11 protein-coding genes are annotated in these 15,389 nt (G+C 71.4%); 3 read left to right on the forward strand and 8 right to left on the reverse strand.

The window, feature by feature from the left end:
* Positions 1–341: 341 nt before the first annotated feature.
* Together CLT71_RS02660 and CLT71_RS02665 are read left to right on the forward strand one after the other, a co-directional pair.
* Positions 342–1,424 carry an LCP family protein gene (locus CLT71_RS02660; protein WP_101365687.1) on the forward strand — a complete coding sequence of 361 codons (1,083 nt, stop codon included), beginning with the start codon at positions 342–344 and terminating at the stop codon, positions 1,422–1,424.
* Between the two features lie 253 nt (positions 1,425–1,677).
* Positions 1,678–3,231, forward strand: coding sequence for a sugar transferase (locus tag CLT71_RS02665; protein WP_486483005.1), 1,554 nt, complete (start codon positions 1,678–1,680; stop codon positions 3,229–3,231).
* A gap of 81 nt (positions 3,232–3,312) precedes the next feature.
* On the opposite strand, the gene CLT71_RS02670 is transcribed toward CLT71_RS02665, so the two are convergent.
* The 8 genes from CLT71_RS02670 to CLT71_RS02700 form a co-directional block, all read right to left on the reverse strand.
* Entirely contained in the window at positions 3,313–4,560 is a 1,248-nt protein-coding gene (locus tag CLT71_RS02670; RefSeq protein WP_101371081.1) for a DUF1501 domain-containing protein, read from the reverse strand.
* Between the two features lie 4 nt (positions 4,561–4,564).
* Positions 4,565–5,836, reverse strand: a complete 1,272-nt coding sequence (locus tag CLT71_RS02675; RefSeq protein WP_101365688.1) for a DUF1800 family protein — start codon at positions 5,834–5,836, stop codon at positions 4,565–4,567.
* Between the two features lie 27 nt (positions 5,837–5,863).
* A complete protein-coding gene (locus CLT71_RS02680) occupies positions 5,864–7,138 on the reverse strand; it encodes a hypothetical protein (protein WP_101365689.1) in 1,275 nt (424 codons plus the stop codon).
* Positions 7,135–8,343 carry a glycosyltransferase gene (locus CLT71_RS02685; RefSeq protein ID WP_101365690.1) on the reverse strand — a complete coding sequence of 403 codons (1,209 nt, stop codon included), beginning with the start codon at positions 8,341–8,343 and terminating at the stop codon, positions 7,135–7,137. The genes CLT71_RS02680 and CLT71_RS02685 overlap by 4 nt, the downstream gene beginning before the upstream one ends.
* Positions 8,340–10,025 carry an ICP22 family protein gene (locus tag CLT71_RS02690; protein WP_101365691.1) on the reverse strand — a complete coding sequence of 562 codons (1,686 nt, stop codon included), beginning with the start codon at positions 10,023–10,025 and terminating at the stop codon, positions 8,340–8,342. Before CLT71_RS02690 ends, CLT71_RS02685 begins: the two co-directional genes overlap by 4 nt.
* Positions 10,012–11,094, reverse strand: coding sequence for a glycosyltransferase family protein (locus tag CLT71_RS02695; protein ID WP_486483006.1), 1,083 nt, complete (start codon positions 11,092–11,094; stop codon positions 10,012–10,014). Before CLT71_RS02695 ends, CLT71_RS02690 begins: the two co-directional genes overlap by 14 nt.
* A gap of 136 nt (positions 11,095–11,230) precedes the next feature.
* The gene (locus tag CLT71_RS37755; protein WP_486483007.1) at positions 11,231–12,421 is read right to left on the reverse strand and encodes a trypsin-like peptidase domain-containing protein; all 1,191 of its coding nucleotides are present in this window, start codon (positions 12,419–12,421) and stop codon (positions 11,231–11,233) included.
* A 235-nt stretch (positions 12,422–12,656) separates the two neighbouring features.
* Positions 12,657–14,183, reverse strand: a complete 1,527-nt coding sequence (locus CLT71_RS02700; RefSeq protein ID WP_158242160.1) for a hypothetical protein — start codon at positions 14,181–14,183, stop codon at positions 12,657–12,659.
* A gap of 593 nt (positions 14,184–14,776) precedes the next feature.
* Here CLT71_RS02700 and CLT71_RS02710 point away from each other — a divergent pair.
* Positions 14,777–15,352, forward strand: coding sequence for a 2-thiouracil desulfurase family protein (locus CLT71_RS02710; protein ID WP_101365694.1), 576 nt, complete (start codon positions 14,777–14,779; stop codon positions 15,350–15,352).
* The last annotated feature ends 37 nt before the right edge of the window (positions 15,353–15,389 follow it).

Consider the following 15,389-nt stretch of genomic DNA (forward strand, 5'->3'; position numbering starts at 1 on the left):
CGGAAAGTACGAGGTCGTCGAGCCGGCCGGAACCGCCGACGACGCGGCACCGCAGAGCCGACCTGACGGCTATACGACAGGCGCTTCCGCCGGCCGTCCGGCCACGAGGACCGGTCCCGGCACAGCCGTGCACGGCCGCCGTTCCGGGTGTCGCCGTTCCCATATGCCGCCGTCCGGCCGTGCCGGCCGACGACCGGTTCGCCGGAGGTCATCGGCACGATGCGCGACCGTCCGTCGGCCGTGCCCGTGCTGACCTGCGACGCAGTGGTACCGGCCGGACAGGCCGTGTCCGCCTCGGATCCCGGCCACTGGCCTGTTGCACCGGTCAGTAGCATCGAGCCATGCCACACCAACCCCAACTCGCGGAGTCCGACTCCACCGAGGTCATCGCGGTGACACCGGACGGGAGGTCCCCGGGCGCACCGACTCCGAAACGGCGGCGACGGCGCACCAGGCGGATCGTCCTCATCACCCTGCTGGTGTTGGCAATGCTGGGCGGGGGTGGCGCGGTCGCGGCCGGCCTCTACGTCCGGTCGCTGGAGTCCGGCATCGAGCGGGTCGAGGCGTTCGACGCCGTCCCGGAGGAGTCCCGCCCGGTCAAGGTGGCCAAGGACGCCAAGAACATCCTGATCCTCGGCAGCGACACCCGTGACCCGTCCAGCACCGGCGGATCGCGCAGCGACACCATCATCCTCGCCCATCTGCCGGCGGACCGGTCGAGCGCCCAACTCGTCTCGATCCCCCGGGACACCTGGGTAAACGTGCCGAAGTCCAAGGACGGCAAGCACGGCGGCCGGGACGCCAAAATCAACGCCGCCTACGCCTGGGGCGGCATCCCGCTGATGGTGCAGACGGTCGAGAAGTTCACCGGGGTCCGCGTCGACAACGTGGCGCTCATCGACTTCGCCGGCTTCAAGGAGATCGTCGACGCGCTCGGCGGGGTGCAGATCACCGTCGAGGAGAGCTTCACCTCGACGCACTCGCTGCTGCCGAGCGGGAAGCGCGAGTTCAAGAAGGGCACGCAGATGATGGACGGCGCGCAGGCGCTGGACTACGCCCGGGAGCGCTACGCGTTCAAGGACGGCGACTTCGCCCGGATCCGGCACCAGCAGCAGGTCATCCGGGCCATCCTGGACAAGGCGGCCTCCGGCGGGACCCTCGCCAACCCGGGCAAGCTGAACTCCTTCATCCGGGCCTCTGCCGACGCGGTCTCGGTCGACAAGACCCTCTCGATGCTCGACATGGGCATGGAGCTGCGGCATCTGCGCAGCAGCAACCTCACCTTCGTGACGAGTCCGACCCAGGGCACCGGTCGGGTCGGCAGCGAGAGTGTCGTCTTCGCCGACCGGGAGAAGGCCAAGAAGTTCTACGAGGCGGTCCGCCGGGACGCGGTACCGGAGATCCTGAGCAACGCCAAGAAGTAGCCGGCACACCAGCCGCCGTGTTCCACAGTCCACGACGGAGTGTCGACCGGGAGCCAGCCCTGGTCGCCACTGCGGCGTCGACGCTCCACCGGGACACGGCCCCGTCGACGCGTACCACGGGATCGACACCGGTCGGGTCTCGCCGGACGGTGTGGGGGTGGGCCTGGAAACACGCGCGACCTGGCCGTATCCTGCTGGCGACTTCGCATGGCCTCGGGACCTCCGTGACCGTGCACCGGGGGAGGTCATGGAGATGACGAGATGGCCGGCAGCGCAGCCCGGCACAGCGACGGCAGGTGCGCTGGGTCACGACGCGAGCCGGCTGGCGCCGCAGCCGGTGGAGCAGTCCCGCCCGGTCGTGGACGACCAGCGGACGGTCCCACGCCCTCGCGCGGCGGACGAGCCCATCCGGGCAGGGCTCCAGCCCGGACTGGACACCACCGCCGTGCTTCCCTACGCCGGCTCCGCCACCTCGAAACGGACCCGTGGCCTGCGGGCCTGGATGGTGACCGCCCCGGTCGACCTGTTCGCCCTACTGGTTCCGCTGCTGCTGACCGACCGTTACTGGCGGGGTACGTTGTTCGCCGCCGGCCTCACGGTCACCATCTTCGCGGCCGGTGGGCTCTACCGCGGTCGCCGGCACATGAGCATCCTCGACGAACTTCCCACCCTCTGCGGTCGGCTGCTCGCCTCCGCCGGCACCGTGGCGATCATCGCGGCGATGCGGCACGGCTCGGTCGAGTACGTCGCGGGCTTCATGCGGGGCATCGCGCTCTCCGCCGGCCTGGTCATCGTCGGGCGGACGATCACCCGACGTGCGGTGGTGCTGGCCCGCCAGCGACGCTGGGTGGAGCACAACGCAATAATCATCGGCAGCGGTCCCATCTCGGTGGAACTGGCCCGGCTGCTCCGGCGCAACCCCCGCTACGGCCTGCGCTTCGCCGGATGTGTCGACGCCACCCACCGCCGCCTGCCAGGTTCGGCGCCGCTGATCGGCAGCCTGGAGGATCTGGAGAAGCTGATCGCGATGACGGAGTGCGACGTGCTCATCATCGCCGACCCGGACTGTCCGGAAGCAGCGTTGATGGAACTGTTGAGCCGCCCCGCGAGTGCCGGCTGCGACCTCTGGGCGGTGCAGCGGCTCTGGGGGTCCCGTTCACCAGGCGGGATGCCCGACCACATCGGAGCGATCCCGGTCGTGCAGATCCGCTACACCACCCTCTCCGGGCCGCGTTGGGCGGTGAAGCGAGCCTCCGATCTTGTGCTCGCCTCCGTGGCGATCGTCGTGCTCAGCCCGATCATCCTGTTCTGCGCGATGCTCACCTTCCTCGATGGTGGCCGGGGCATCTTCTTCCGGCAGGAGCGGATCGGGCAGTACGGCAAGCCGTTCCAGGTCATCAAGTTCCGCACCATGCGGCCCCGGGACGAGCACGAGTCACAGACCAACTGGTCGATCGCGGACGATCGCCGGGTCGGTCCGATCGGCCGCTTCATGCGCCGTACCTCCCTGGACGAGTTGCCCCAGCTCTGGAACATCCTGCGCGGCGACATGACAGTCGTCGGTCCCCGCCCGGAGCGCCCGTACTTCGTGGAGAAGTTCTCCGCCGAGCACCCCGACTACGCGATGCGGCACCGGGTGCCGGTCGGTCTGACCGGTCTCGCCCAGGTCAGTGGCTTGCGCGGCGACACCCCGATCTCCGACCGGGCCCGGTTCGACAACTACTACATCGAGAACTGGTCGCTCTGGCTCGACACGAAGGTGCTGGTACGCACGATCGCCGAGGTGTTTCGCGGCGGCGGCCGCTGATCCGCGCCAGCACTGCCGGGCCAAGCGGCGGGTCGCAGCAGCGGCGGCGACATCATGCGGCGGGCCGTAGCGGCGGCGACGTCAGGCGGCGGGTCGCAGCAGCGGCAGCCGCTTGGCCTTGAAGCCGTCGAGATAGCGCTCGGGTTCGGCGTCCAACACGGAGTCGAGCAGCGTGCCGACGACCGAACGCAGGTCCAGGCCCCACTTCAGGTCGCCGTCGTCGAGGTCGGCCAGGCTCGGCTGCTCGCCGTAGAACCCGCCGGCCACCCGGTGGCCGAGCACGAAGACCGGACCGGCGGTGCCGTGATCGGTACCGTCCGAGGCGTTCGCCCGGACCCGCCGGCCGAACTCGCTGTAGACCAGCACCGTCACCTGCCGGCCCGCCTCGGTCTGCGACATCCGGGCGACGAAACCCGACAGCGCGTCGTCGAGCCGCTTCAGCAGGCTCTCGTGGGCGCCGATCTCGTCCGCGTGGGTGTCGAAACCGTCCAGGCTCACCGAGTAGACCCGGGTCGGCACCCCCGCCTCGACACAGCGCGCCACGAGCGCGAGCTGGGTACCGAGGGAACTCGTCCGGCCGGTGCCGGTGGTGAGAAGTTCGAGTTCCTGGCCGGCCGGGTCCCTCGGCACCTGCTCCGCCTCCCGGATCAGGTGCTCCACGTGCAGCAGGTCCGCGTACGCGGATGCGGCCCGGGCCCGTAGCGCCGGCTCGCCCGACTCGGCCCGACCCAGCGCCGCGATCATCTCCGGCGTTATCCCGTTCGGCAGTTTGAGCCCAGCCGGGCTGACGCAGGCGCCGGCCCGGCTCTCCCCGGCCAGCAGGGGCGGCAGTACGGGTTCGAAGCTCACCGCCGTCTCCGGTGCGGCGGAGGTGCCGTCCAGCCATCGCCCCACCCAGCCGGTCGGCACCGGGCTGGCCGGTGAGGCGGTCTGCCAGATGTCCATCGACCGGAAGTGGCTGCGGTCGGGTTGGGGATATCCGACGCCGAGGACGATGGCGAGCCGCTTCTCGTCCCAGAGTTTCTTCAGCCCTCGCATCTTCGGATTGAGCCCCAGCCGATCGTCGAGGTGCAGGACCTCGGCCGGATCGTAGGCCAGCTCGGGCCGGGCCGCATGGTACGCGGAGTCCGCGTACGGCACGACGGTGTTGAGACCGTCGTTGCCGCCGTAGAGGGTGACCACCACGAGCTTGCCGTCGGTGGCGGCTCGGGCGCTGTCCGCCGTCCGGAGCAGTTGGACCAGGCCCATCGTGCCGGCACCGGCGGCCAGCGCACCGGCACCGACGACTCCCGAGGTGAGGAGGAAGCGGCGTCGCGTGTGTATGTCCATCATCTCAGGCCACCAGGTATTCCGGGCTCACGAGGCCGAGGGTCAGCAGCCGGCGCGGATCGCTGGCCGCGTCGCGCAGCACCGCGTAGGTCCGGTTGGACCAGGTGTCGACGCAGAGCAGGTACGCCAGGTTCTCCGGGGTCAGCCGGTCGACCTCGGCCCGTTCGGCGATCTTGCCGGCGAGCCGGAGCCGGACCTGGGCGGCGGCGGAGGTCAGCCAGGCGCCACCGGCCCGCCAGCCGCCGACGTTCGGCGGTGCGAACGGCAGCTGGCCCAGGTCTTCCAGGATCTTGAGCAGCTCGTCGTGGGTCTCCGTCGGCAGGGCCGCCGGTCGGAGCCCGAGCTGCCGCAGGGCACCGATGAACCACTCGATCGGCTGCTTGACCATGTCGCCGTTGGTCGCCTGGAAGGCGTCGTCGGAGAACATCACCTTGAGCATCGCCATCGGGATCGGGAACGCGGCGACCATCTTGTCCCGCAGCGCGTCCGGTAGCGGACGTGTTGACGATCCGTAGCGGAACCAGAGCCGGGAGGCAATGAACCGCGGGCAGGCCTCCTGGGCCAACAGCAGGTCGATCAGGGTGGCCGCGTTGAAGTCCAGCGTCGAGCCGAGAATCGTCTTGCTGCCACCGTCGTGTTCGGCCTGGTTGAAGATGGAGCGTTCCTGGGCGAGGCTGTAACGCCAGCCGGTCAGGGCCCGGCCCGCCTCCTTGACGTCCTTCTCGGTGTACTGGCCGATCCCGAGCATGAACAGCTCGAACAGCTCGCGGGCGAGGTTCTCGTTGGGCGCCTGCCGGGTGTTGCGGTTGCCGTCCAGATAGAGCGAGAGCGCCGCGTCGACCACCATCTGCCGGGCCATCGTCACGAAGTCCGTCGACTGCCGGAAGGTGCGGTGCTGCACCATCATCAGCTGGGGGCTGCGGACCTTTTTGATCGAGGTGGCCCAGTGGCCGTGCCAGAAGAAGATCAGTTTCTCCACCGCCTGGTGGCTGGCGACGGTCATCCGGTCCACCCACCACCGGGTGATCTGCTCGGTCTCGATTTCCCGGCGACGCTCGAAGGTGACCTTCTGCTCCGGCGTGGGATCGCGCTGTCCCGCGTAGGGATCCCGGGCCAGCACCGGTATCGGGGCACTTGTCGCGCCGACGTCCGGGCCGGCGGGGGAGAGCAGGGCCGACAAGGTCGCCTTGTAGCCGGCCTGCTTCGCCGCGGACAACTCGCTGGCGGTGGGACCGAAACCGGCCCGACGCAGCAGGAGTGCGACGACGTCGGTCATACAGCAAACATAGGCGACGGACTCCGGTCAGGAAAACCCGGGCCGTGACCCGGCCGGAGGTACGGCCCGCCGACGGTCCGGCAGGGCCAACAGCACAAGGGAGTAACCGACCATGCCGAGCGCCGACCCGACGAGATAGCCTGTCGCACCCCAGCGAAGCGTCATCAGCGGTGCCGCGAGCACGGTGAGGCCGAGCATGACGTAACGGGCCCGGAGCAGCACGTCGAACTCGCCCCGGACGAACCTGCTCAGCGAGCAGCCGTAGGAGAAACCGAGCGCCGCCTTCTCCACGCCCGCCGCGACAAGTGCGGCGCCGACCGGGATGAAGGCCAGGGCGGGTACGATCCGTCGACCGAGCAGCACCGCCAGGCCGAGCAGCAGCGCACCGACGGCCATCAGGGCCAGCGACAGCAGACCGTCGCGGAGATCCTGCCAGACCGTACTGCCGCCGTCGTTGCGCCGACGGTAGATGAGCACCCGCCGGACGGTTATCGAGACGAACGCCAGCGGGGCGAGTACCTGTTGCAGCACCCGGATCACACCGAGCGTGGCGGCCGTGGTGACGAACGCGGTGACCCCGATGGCCAGTACCGGCGTCACGCCGACCGCGAAGGCGTCCAGCGAGGCGGCTCCCATGACCGACCGGCGGGACCAGATCCACGGCAGCAGGCCGCGCAGCGCCGGCCGGCGGTCGGGCCGGCGGGCGGCGACCAGGAGGAACACGGCGTTCACCACCGCCCAGGAGAGACAGATGCCCAGCGGCGAGCGCAACGCCGCGAAGCAGAGCGCCGCCGTGACCTGGACGACCAGCCAGATCGCCGACTCAAGGAACGCCGACCGGGCCGCACCGGCGGCCACCGCGGCGGACCGACCGATGTCGAGGGCGATCACGAACGGGATGCCGGCCGCGTAGCCGAGGACCAACTCCAGCGGTACGTCGGGGACGGCGAGGCTGGACAGCAACGCCGCGACGGCGCCGAGCAGGCCGCCGGCCAGCGCGGCGGCCACCGACCACCGGCAGGTCGCCCGATCGGCCGGTCGACCCTCACTGGCGTTCGCCAAGAGTGTCGCCTCGGCGAGGGTACGTTGCAGGACACCGCAGCTGAGCTGGAAGACCAGCATCGCCGGTGCGACGGCGCCGACCGCGGCCAGCCCGCCCGCGTAGCCGAGGGAGAGGCTGAAGACCAGGCTGGTGGCCATCAGTGCGAGCTGGCCCATGGTGAGGGCCAACGCCGACCAGGACCGTCCGCCGGAGCGGGTGGTCCCGCCGGTAGTCGCCGCCGCCTCCGTCTCCGCCGTCATACCGGTCGCCCCTGCCGGGTACCGGGTCGGCCCGCCAGGGCCCGCGCGACGGCGGTCACCACGCCCTGCTCCAGCCGGAGCACCTTGCCCCGGCCGGGCAGGCCCGCAGGTTCGGCCTTTCCGGCGAGCAGCTCCGCCAGGGTACGGGCGGCGGCCTCCGGATCCGCGAAGTCGGCGAAGGCGAACCGTCCACCCGAGACGGCGGCGGCCTCCGGCAGTCCGCCGACCCGGGCGACGAGCATGGGCCGACCGTGACCGCCCACCTCCACCGCCACCCGGCCGAACGGCTCCATCCAGGTGGACGGGATCAGCGCCGCGTCGATCCGGGCGCAGAACGCCTCGACCTCCAGCCGGCCCGCGAAGTCCACCTCGACCTGCTGGGCGGCGGCGAGATCGGCCAACTGTCGCAGGTAGTCCGGCTGCCCCTCACCGGCGACGAGCATGGTGACCGCCGTACCGGTGTGCCGTTGGTACGCGGCGGCGGTGCGGATCGCCGCCTCGATGCCCTTCACCGGGGCGATCCGGCCGAGATAGCCGAGAACCCGACGCGCCGGGTCGGGGCGGTACGCCTGCGGCGCCACCGTCGCCGTACCGACCAGCGGGTAGGCCACCAGACTGGTCTGCGGGCTGGTCAGCCCGGCCCGTTGCAACTCGTCCCGGACGAAACCGGAGACGCAGACGGCGACTGTCGCCGGTGGGGTGGCCCGGCGCATCACCCCGGTCTTGACTCGACAGCCGGCGCAGATGTCCGCGCAGTTCTCGTCGCCTCGACGGCGGGACCGTCGCCAGCAGGTGTCGCTGAGGTCGTGGTACGACCGCACCAGCCGGACCCCGTTCGCCCTGGCCCAGCGCAGCAGCCACGGGCCGGTACGGGAGATGTTCGTCGCCACCACCACGTCGGGCCGGTACGCCCGCAGCGCGCGGATCTGCCTGGACGCGACCGCCGGCAGCAGCCACGCCGTCAGCAGTTCAAGGGCACGGCGCAGTGCCGAGTCGGCGTGCACCCGCCGGGCGTACGGCCGCCGCACGGCGTGCACGACGAGCGGCCCGTCGTCGTACACCTCGTCGGCCCGCGCCGGGACGAAGACCGCGACCTCGGCGGTCCGGGCGAGTTCCAGCGCTGCGGACCTGGCGGACCGCTCCGCCCCGCCGACCAGGTTCGGCCACCACCAGTCGGCGAGGACCGCGACCCTCGGCCGGCTCATCTCGGCACCTGAACCGACTCGGCCGGCTCACCCAGCTTGCCCGACTCGCCCAGCTCGCCCGACTCACCGACCCTGCCCGACTCACCGACCCTGCCTGACTCGGCCGGGTCGACCGGCTCGACCGGCTCGCCCGGCTCGTTCGGCGTGCCCGGCTCCGCCGACTCGTTCGGCCCTGTGGCATGTTCGCCCAGCTCGTTCGGCCCTGCGGCCTGCTCGGCCGGCCTGTCCGGCTCCGGCGTCGCGGGGTCATCGGCCGGCCGGGTCAGGCCCCAGCTCCGGCCGCGCCAGCCGAGCACCCCGACCAGCAGCACCACGAACGCGGCACCGACGAACGGGATCTGCGCGCCGAGCGGTCCGCGCAACAGCCCGATCTGGCAGGCGGCGAAGATGACGGCGAGCGCGACCGGCAGGTGTGCCGGCGAGGAGTTCAACGCCCTGTCGAGTCGCCGGGCGAGCCTGCCGTAGCAGAAGAACAGCACGATCACGCCGACCAGGCTGAACTCGACGAAGACCTCGGCCCAGAACGGCAGGGCCAGGTTCTGGAACTCGTAACCCCGGCTGTCCGCGACGACGTTTCCGGCGGGGATCGCCTTGCCCTCCCACAGTGACCTCGGCACCCAGAAGAAGAGCGCCGAAATGAGGTGGTGACCCCAGGTGTGGCCCTGGCTGTCGACGTAGAAGACGGCGTTGACGGTCTGCTGGTATCCGTCGAAGTCCCAGGTGTAGTAGGCGTCCAGGCCCAGCCGTAGGTTCCCGCGTGACCGGTCGTTGCGGAACAGGTTGGCCAGCGGATAGAGGACGGCGAGCCCGAGCAGCATCCCGACCGAGAAGAGCGTCCGCCAGCGCTGCCGGCGGAGCCTGACCAGTGCCAGGCCGGCGGCGAGCATCACGCTGAACGACGAGAACCGGTTCGCGGTCAGCGGGTTGTTGTAGACGAGGTTCAGCACGACCGCGACGGCCGTGGCGAGGGCGAGGATCAGCCGTGCCCTGGAGTCGGCGTAGCCACGGTTGCGCCAGCAGAGCAGGCAGAGGATCAGCGCGACCACGCTGGTCGCGGCCGGCAGCGTGCTGAACAGCCCGAGGAGCGCGAGATCCTGGCCGCCGCGCAACCCGGCCTGCTCGATGGCGCGTTGCAGCTCGTCCCGGCTGGTGAACCGGACGGCCAGCCCGCCGGTGCGGGGCAGGCAGACCACCGCCATCACCACGGCCAGCCCGGTCAGCACGACCGCCTTCTCGACGGTGACCTGGAGACGCCCCGACGAGACCCTCCGGGCCGCGGGCAGCCGGCGGGCGTACCCGGCCCAGTACGCGGTGACGGCCAGGATGAGGATCACCTGGGCCGTCACGTAGTGCTGGTACAGCGGCAGGTCGGGCCAGGGGAGTCGACGGTCCCGGATCTGTAGCAGCGGCGCGAAGCCGACCCAGACGCCGACGAACGCCCAGAACGTCACCGCAACGGGTGCGAAGGACTCGGCGACGGTGGCATGGTAGAGCGCGGCCAGGCAGATTCCCACCACGACCAGGCCGAGCACCCCGGCCACGGTGGGCCGGGGGAGCACGGTGGTGACGCCGAGGAGCACGATCACCGCGCCTCCCACCACCGAGGCGACGACCGGAGTGGTTGGCCAGCGGCCGGTGCGGACGGCGGTACCGGAGCCGGGCAACCGGTCAGTGCGCTTCATCGGTGACCCACGACGCCACGTTGGCCGCGAACACCTCCGCCGAGAAGGCGGTGGCGCGGGCGGAGATCCGGGACGGGTCCAGCTCGTCGAGGCGGTGCAGCGCGTCGGCGTACCGGCGCGGGTCCGGGGAGTCGAGCAGGAAGCCGGTCTCCCCGTCGACGACGGTCTCCAGCAGACCGCCGCGCCGGACGCCGAGCACCGGTGTGCCGCAGGCCATCGCCTCGACCGGGATGATGCCGAAGTCCTCGTGCGCGGGGAAGAGCAGTGCCCTGGCACCCCAGTACAGTTCGCGGAGCCGTTCCTGGGACGGGCGATGCTCGAAGGTGACCGGCACCCGTACCCGGGCGGCGGCCCGGCGCAGCGACTCCTCCGCCGGCCCGGAACCGGCGATGACCAGCGGCAGGCCGGCGGCGTCGGCGATCTCGATCATCAGATCGAAGTTCTTGTACGGGATCCAACGCCCCACCCCGAGCAGGTAGTCGCGGTTCTGCCGGCGCTGAGGTGCGGGCGCGTCCCGGTAGTAGTCCACGTCCACGGGTGGGTTGATCACCCGGGCGTCCCGCCCCCAGAACCGCTGGATGCGCGAGCGCACCTCGGCCGAGTTCGCGGCGTAGCTGTGCACGTGCCGGCTGAGTCGTCGGTCGGTACGCCGCAACGCGGTTCGGGGCAGTGCGAGCAGCCCGCCGGAGCCGCGCCCGTCGAAGTCGGGACTCCACAGGTAGCGGGCCGGTGAGTGCACGTAGCTCAGGTAGCGGGTGCCCCGGTCCTGCGGCAGCTTCACCGTGTGCGCGAACGCGTGGCTCGACGAGATGACGACGTCGAACCGTTCCCGGGTCAGGGTACGCCAGGTGAGCGGCATCACCGGCAGGGCGAGTGCCTTGGCCCGGCGCAGCGGCGTACGGCCGAGCCAGGACTCCCGGAACTCGAGTCCACGTCGGGCGTCCCGGTCCCGCCAGAGCACGAAACCGGTGGCGTGCGGGAGTATCTCGTGTAGCGAGAGGAAGACGTTCTCCGAGCCGCCCGTCGCACCGAACCACTCGTGTACGAGCGCGACGGATCGTCCCGCCAACGGTACGGTCCGGGCTCCTGATGTCTCCGCAGATGACGCCGCGATCTCCGTGCCTCCCCTCGAACCCGGGCGCGCCGGTGCAACCGTCGGCGAGCCGCGCCAGATAGTAGTACAGGCGTTCACCGCGGCAGGTGCCTCACCGTTTCCGGTCCGGTCCCACTCCGCTCGGTGCCGGCGACCTGCCGGCTCTGCTCCGGGCGAACCGTCGTACCCGGCCGGCGGCGACGACGAGGAGTACGCCGAGGGCCGCCGAGACCAGGTAGTACAGCCACTGCGCGGAGTTCTCCACCGCGTCTCCGTCGACGTCGAGCCGGTGCTGTGCCCGTTCCCGGTATGTCTGTGCGGAGCTGTGCGAGGGCGCCAGCCGGAGGAGGTCGTCGAACTGGCGGATCGCCGTCGAGAACTCTCCGCCGAAGTAGGCGTGCAGCGCGTTCCGGTATGCCTGGTCGACATCGCTCAGCTGGTTGGCGACGCCAGCATCGGCGAGCAGCGTGGCGACGTCGGTGCCGGGGACGATCCGGCGGGTCCGGTCATCGGTGCCCGACGGGTCGCCGTCCAGGACGGCGAGGAGCCGACCCTCGGTGTCCAGCACCGGGCTGCCCCGGAAACTCGGGCCGAGGCCCTCGCCGGCCAGCCGATCCGGCCGTGCCTCGACCTCGACCAGCCGGACCCGCTGCCGGTACTCGCCGGATCCGGTGTCGGGCTCGTCGGCACCGTAGCCGAGGGCCAGGACCTGGCGGTCCCGTACGAGGGCGGCACCGGGGGCGACACCGGCGTGCACCTCGATCGCCGACAGGCCGGACCGGGACATCTTTACCAGGGCGAGGCCCTGCCCCACCCTCAGCACGGTGGCCCGGACCGCGGGAGCGGCGGTCACGCCCGGCTGTGCGACACCGAGCTGTGCCCAGAGCGCCGACGAGGGTTGCTGGCCGGGCCGGGCGCCGGCGAAGGTCGCGCCCGCCGCGATGCTCTGGACGAAACCGTCCACCCCGTCGGCGGGCAGCCGGGCCGTCTCGACGAGGGACTGTGCCAGCGCGTACCGGGCATCGGTCAGCAGTTCCCGCTCGTCGGGCCGTACGCAGCCGCTGGCGGTGACGACGTGCCCGTCCGGGTTGACGATCGCGCCACTGCACCTGCGGTGTACGGTCACCCGCTCCTGCCGGCTCGTGCCGCCCGGTTCGGCGTACCGCAGGTAGCCGGTGAACGTCGCCTCCAGATAGACGGTGCTCCGGCCGGCCACCGCGGTCGCCGGTTCGTTCGGGGCGAGTCCCGGTGCCGCGCTCGCGGGTTGGCCGGCCGTGGCGACCGCGACGAGGGCGACGGCCACCGCCAACGCCGTCGCCGCCCCGCGCCGCGCAACCGCTCCGGGGACGTTGGCTCGCGGGGCTGGTCGTCGGCTCGACCGACCATGCCGGCCGGCGTGGGTGTCCCGGTGGGACGGGGTCTGCTCCGCGCCGCGATGGACGTCTCTGCTCACTGCCGGCCAGAATCCGTTCTCGGCTGCGCACGGGATACACGGGCGCGATACACGGGTACGAGTTTGAAGATCGTCGATCGATGACTCAGAAGATCAACGTATCACGGAGGTAGTTCGCGACCCGGCGGATCTGACCGGCGCCGTCCACCGGCGAGGTCATCCGGAGCACGATCTGACGGTCGACGTCGGCGCCGGTGCGGTAGTAGCCGATCAGGACCAGTCCGTACCGTCGCTCGGGAGTCCCCTCCAGATGGAACGACTCGGCGTAGAGGGCCGAGCCTCCGGCGCGGTTCCACTGGAGTCCCCAGGCCTCCTCGGCCAGGCGCATCCGGTACCGCGAGTCCCCGTCACACGGCGAGCAGTTCCGGACCACCAACTCGCCACCGATCTCCGGCCCCGAGCCCGGCGGCACGCCGCAGTTGTACTTCGCGTACCCCTCGGCCTGTCCGGCCGGCGCGCACTGCCAGGCCTGCGGAGTCTTGAGCGGGAAACCCAGACCTTCGAGTTCGAGGGTGTGGAAGGGGAAGCTCGGGCTGAACTTCGGCCAGTCCGCCGGCCACTTCACCTCCTTGGGCGGCTCCTTGCCCGGCGCGACCGGCGGGGCGGTCGGGATCGCCACCGCGGACGGTGTGGGGCTGACCGACTGCGGGGCAGCGGTCGGCCGCGGCTCGGGTTCGTCGCCGCTGGCGGCCAGGGCGACGATTGTCCCACCACCGCCGAGTAGCAGCACGACGAGTGCCGCGATGCCGATCCAGAGCCGGGTGCGGCGCGGTTTCGGTTCGGAGGGGACGATGTGCCGCACCGGCGAGTTGAAGGGGTCATAGCCGGACGTGCTCGGCGACGGGTCGGTCGGGTACGCCTGCGGCATCTCGGGCAGCGGCTGCGGCGGCCCGGAGACGGAGTCCGGCGGCACCGAGACCTGGTACGGCGGCGCGGAACTCTGATCCGGCGGCGCCGAGGTCTGGTACGGCGGTGCCGAACTCTGGTACGGCGGCGCCGAACTCTGGTACGGCGGCGCCGAACCCTGATCCGGTGGTGTCGAGATCTGGTGTGGTGGTGCCGAGGTCGGGACCGGATTCACCGGCGGCGTCGACTGTGGCGGCCCTGCCTGCCAGGGAGTGGGCGGCACGCCCGGGGTCAGTCGGGTGGTGGGACTGGCCAGCTCGTCGTCGTCGGTCGTCGCGGAGCCGTCCGTCGCGGAGCCGTCCGGTGCGCCGGTGGGGTTCGGCGCGCCGGTGGCGTTCGGCCCGGCGACGGCGGTCTTCATGGTCGGCGCCTCGCCGTCTCCGAACTGCTCCTGGGCGGGCCGGCACTGCATGCCCAGCGCTGTGAAGAGCCGCTCACCGCCGTTGGCCTCGCTGGATGCGTAGGCGACCCAGGGCGTGGGGGCGGCGAATTCGGCGTGCACGTAACGAGGGCCGGCCGCGCCGGGCTGTGCCAGCGCGTGTGCGGTGCCGACGAAGGCGTCCCGCCAGCGCTGGTCACTCGCGACGGCGGCGTCCAGCACAGCCACCGTGTACGAGTTGCCCTGCCCGTCGATCGCAGACCAGACGCTGCCGACCTGGCAGAGGCTGACCGCCTCGATGAACTGGTACGGACCCACTGGCTGCATCCCAACCCACTTCCGCTTCGCCCTGTGCGGATCCTAGCGAGGCGAGACCAGCCTGCCCGAGGCCCCTCCGGAGGCGGCCGGTGGTTTTGGAGTGCCCGCCGCAGTCGCCCGGTGATCGTACACGGATGTTGACGCTCGGTGTTTGTCGCAGCAGGACGAAGTGGACAGTCCCGAATCTGTCGATCGTTCGGCCGTCAGCGGCCCATCGCGGCGACCCGGCACGCCTCGCACCCTCCAGGTACTCCTCCCCGCAGGACCGGCATGCGATGGCGCACCCCTCGAGCAGGCTGCGGCTGAGGTTCGCGTCGTAGCCGGTGCAGGCCTGCGCACCCGGCCGGCCGACCAGGAGATGTCCGGGGCACACACTGTCGAGCTGCCCCGTTTGTGCACCCTCGGCCACTCCGCACTCGGCCGCCGCGCCCGGCCGACCATCCTCGGCCACGCACAGATCCGCACCGCTGTCCTCGGCGTCCCGTCGGTGCCGGGGCATAGACTCACTACCGAATCGTGATGGTCGGCGCTCAAGAGTCGGCGAACGGTACAGGTCTCGCTGTGAACGGCGGGCACCGGCTGTGACTGGTAGGGGACCGGATATGGACGTCGTACCCGCTGGTGACGACGACAGGGCCGGCGGCGACAAGCCCGACGGCGACCGGGCGTCCGGGCCCGCCCCGGAGGGTGGCGCGACGTTCCTGATGAGCGCCTGCCTGGCCGGCACGCGGTGCGCCTACGACGGTGGCGCCGCGAAGGAGGAGGTGGCCCCGGCCGCCGACGCCCGGGTCCGGCTGGTCTGCCCGGAGGTGATGGGTGGGCTGCCGACGCCGCGCGACCGGGCCGAGATCGTCGGCGGGGACGGTTTCGACGTCCTGGACGGCCGCGCCCGGGTGCTGACCGACCGGGGCGAGGACGTGACCGAGGAGTACCTGGAGGGTGCGAGGCGGACCCTGCGGATCGCCCGGGCCACAGGTGCGGCGGGAGCGGTACTCCAGGACTACAGCCCCTCCTGCGGCTGCCGGCAGATAAGTGACGGCACCTTCCGGCGTAACCGGGTGACAGGCCAGGGTGTGACGGCGGCCCTGTTGCTGCGCAACGGGATCCGGGTCGTGGCACACCACGAGTACGACGCCTCGGCGCCGCTCCCGACCGGCCCGGTGACACCCCGGGACTGAACGCTGAATTCTCCGGACGGCGCGGCGGGGCCTGTTC

The sequence above is a fragment of the Plantactinospora sp. CNZ320 genome (genome assembly GCF_002846275.1).

Excerpts from the sequence above, each read along its gene's own strand:
- CLT71_RS02660 (WP_101365687.1), top strand. The coding sequence starts at position 342 with ATGCCACACCAACCCCAACTCGCGGAGTCCGACTCCACCGAGGTCATC.
- CLT71_RS02665 (WP_486483005.1), top strand. The coding sequence starts at position 1,678 with ATGACGAGATGGCCGGCAGCGCAGCCCGGCACAGCGACGGCAGGTGCG.
- CLT71_RS02670 (WP_101371081.1), bottom strand. The coding sequence starts at position 4,560 with ATGGACATACACACGCGACGCCGCTTCCTCCTCACCTCGGGAGTCGTC.
- CLT71_RS02675 (WP_101365688.1), bottom strand. The coding sequence starts at position 5,836 with ATGACCGACGTCGTCGCACTCCTGCTGCGTCGGGCCGGTTTCGGTCCC.
- CLT71_RS02680 (WP_101365689.1), bottom strand. The coding sequence starts at position 7,138 with ATGACGGCGGAGACGGAGGCGGCGGCGACTACCGGCGGGACCACCCGC.
- CLT71_RS02685 (WP_101365690.1), bottom strand. The coding sequence starts at position 8,343 with ATGAGCCGGCCGAGGGTCGCGGTCCTCGCCGACTGGTGGTGGCCGAAC.
- CLT71_RS02690 (WP_101365691.1), bottom strand. The coding sequence starts at position 10,025 with ATGAAGCGCACTGACCGGTTGCCCGGCTCCGGTACCGCCGTCCGCACC.
- CLT71_RS02700 (WP_158242160.1), bottom strand. The coding sequence starts at position 14,183 with ATGCAGCCAGTGGGTCCGTACCAGTTCATCGAGGCGGTCAGCCTCTGC.
- CLT71_RS02710 (WP_101365694.1), top strand. The coding sequence starts at position 14,777 with ATGGACGTCGTACCCGCTGGTGACGACGACAGGGCCGGCGGCGACAAG.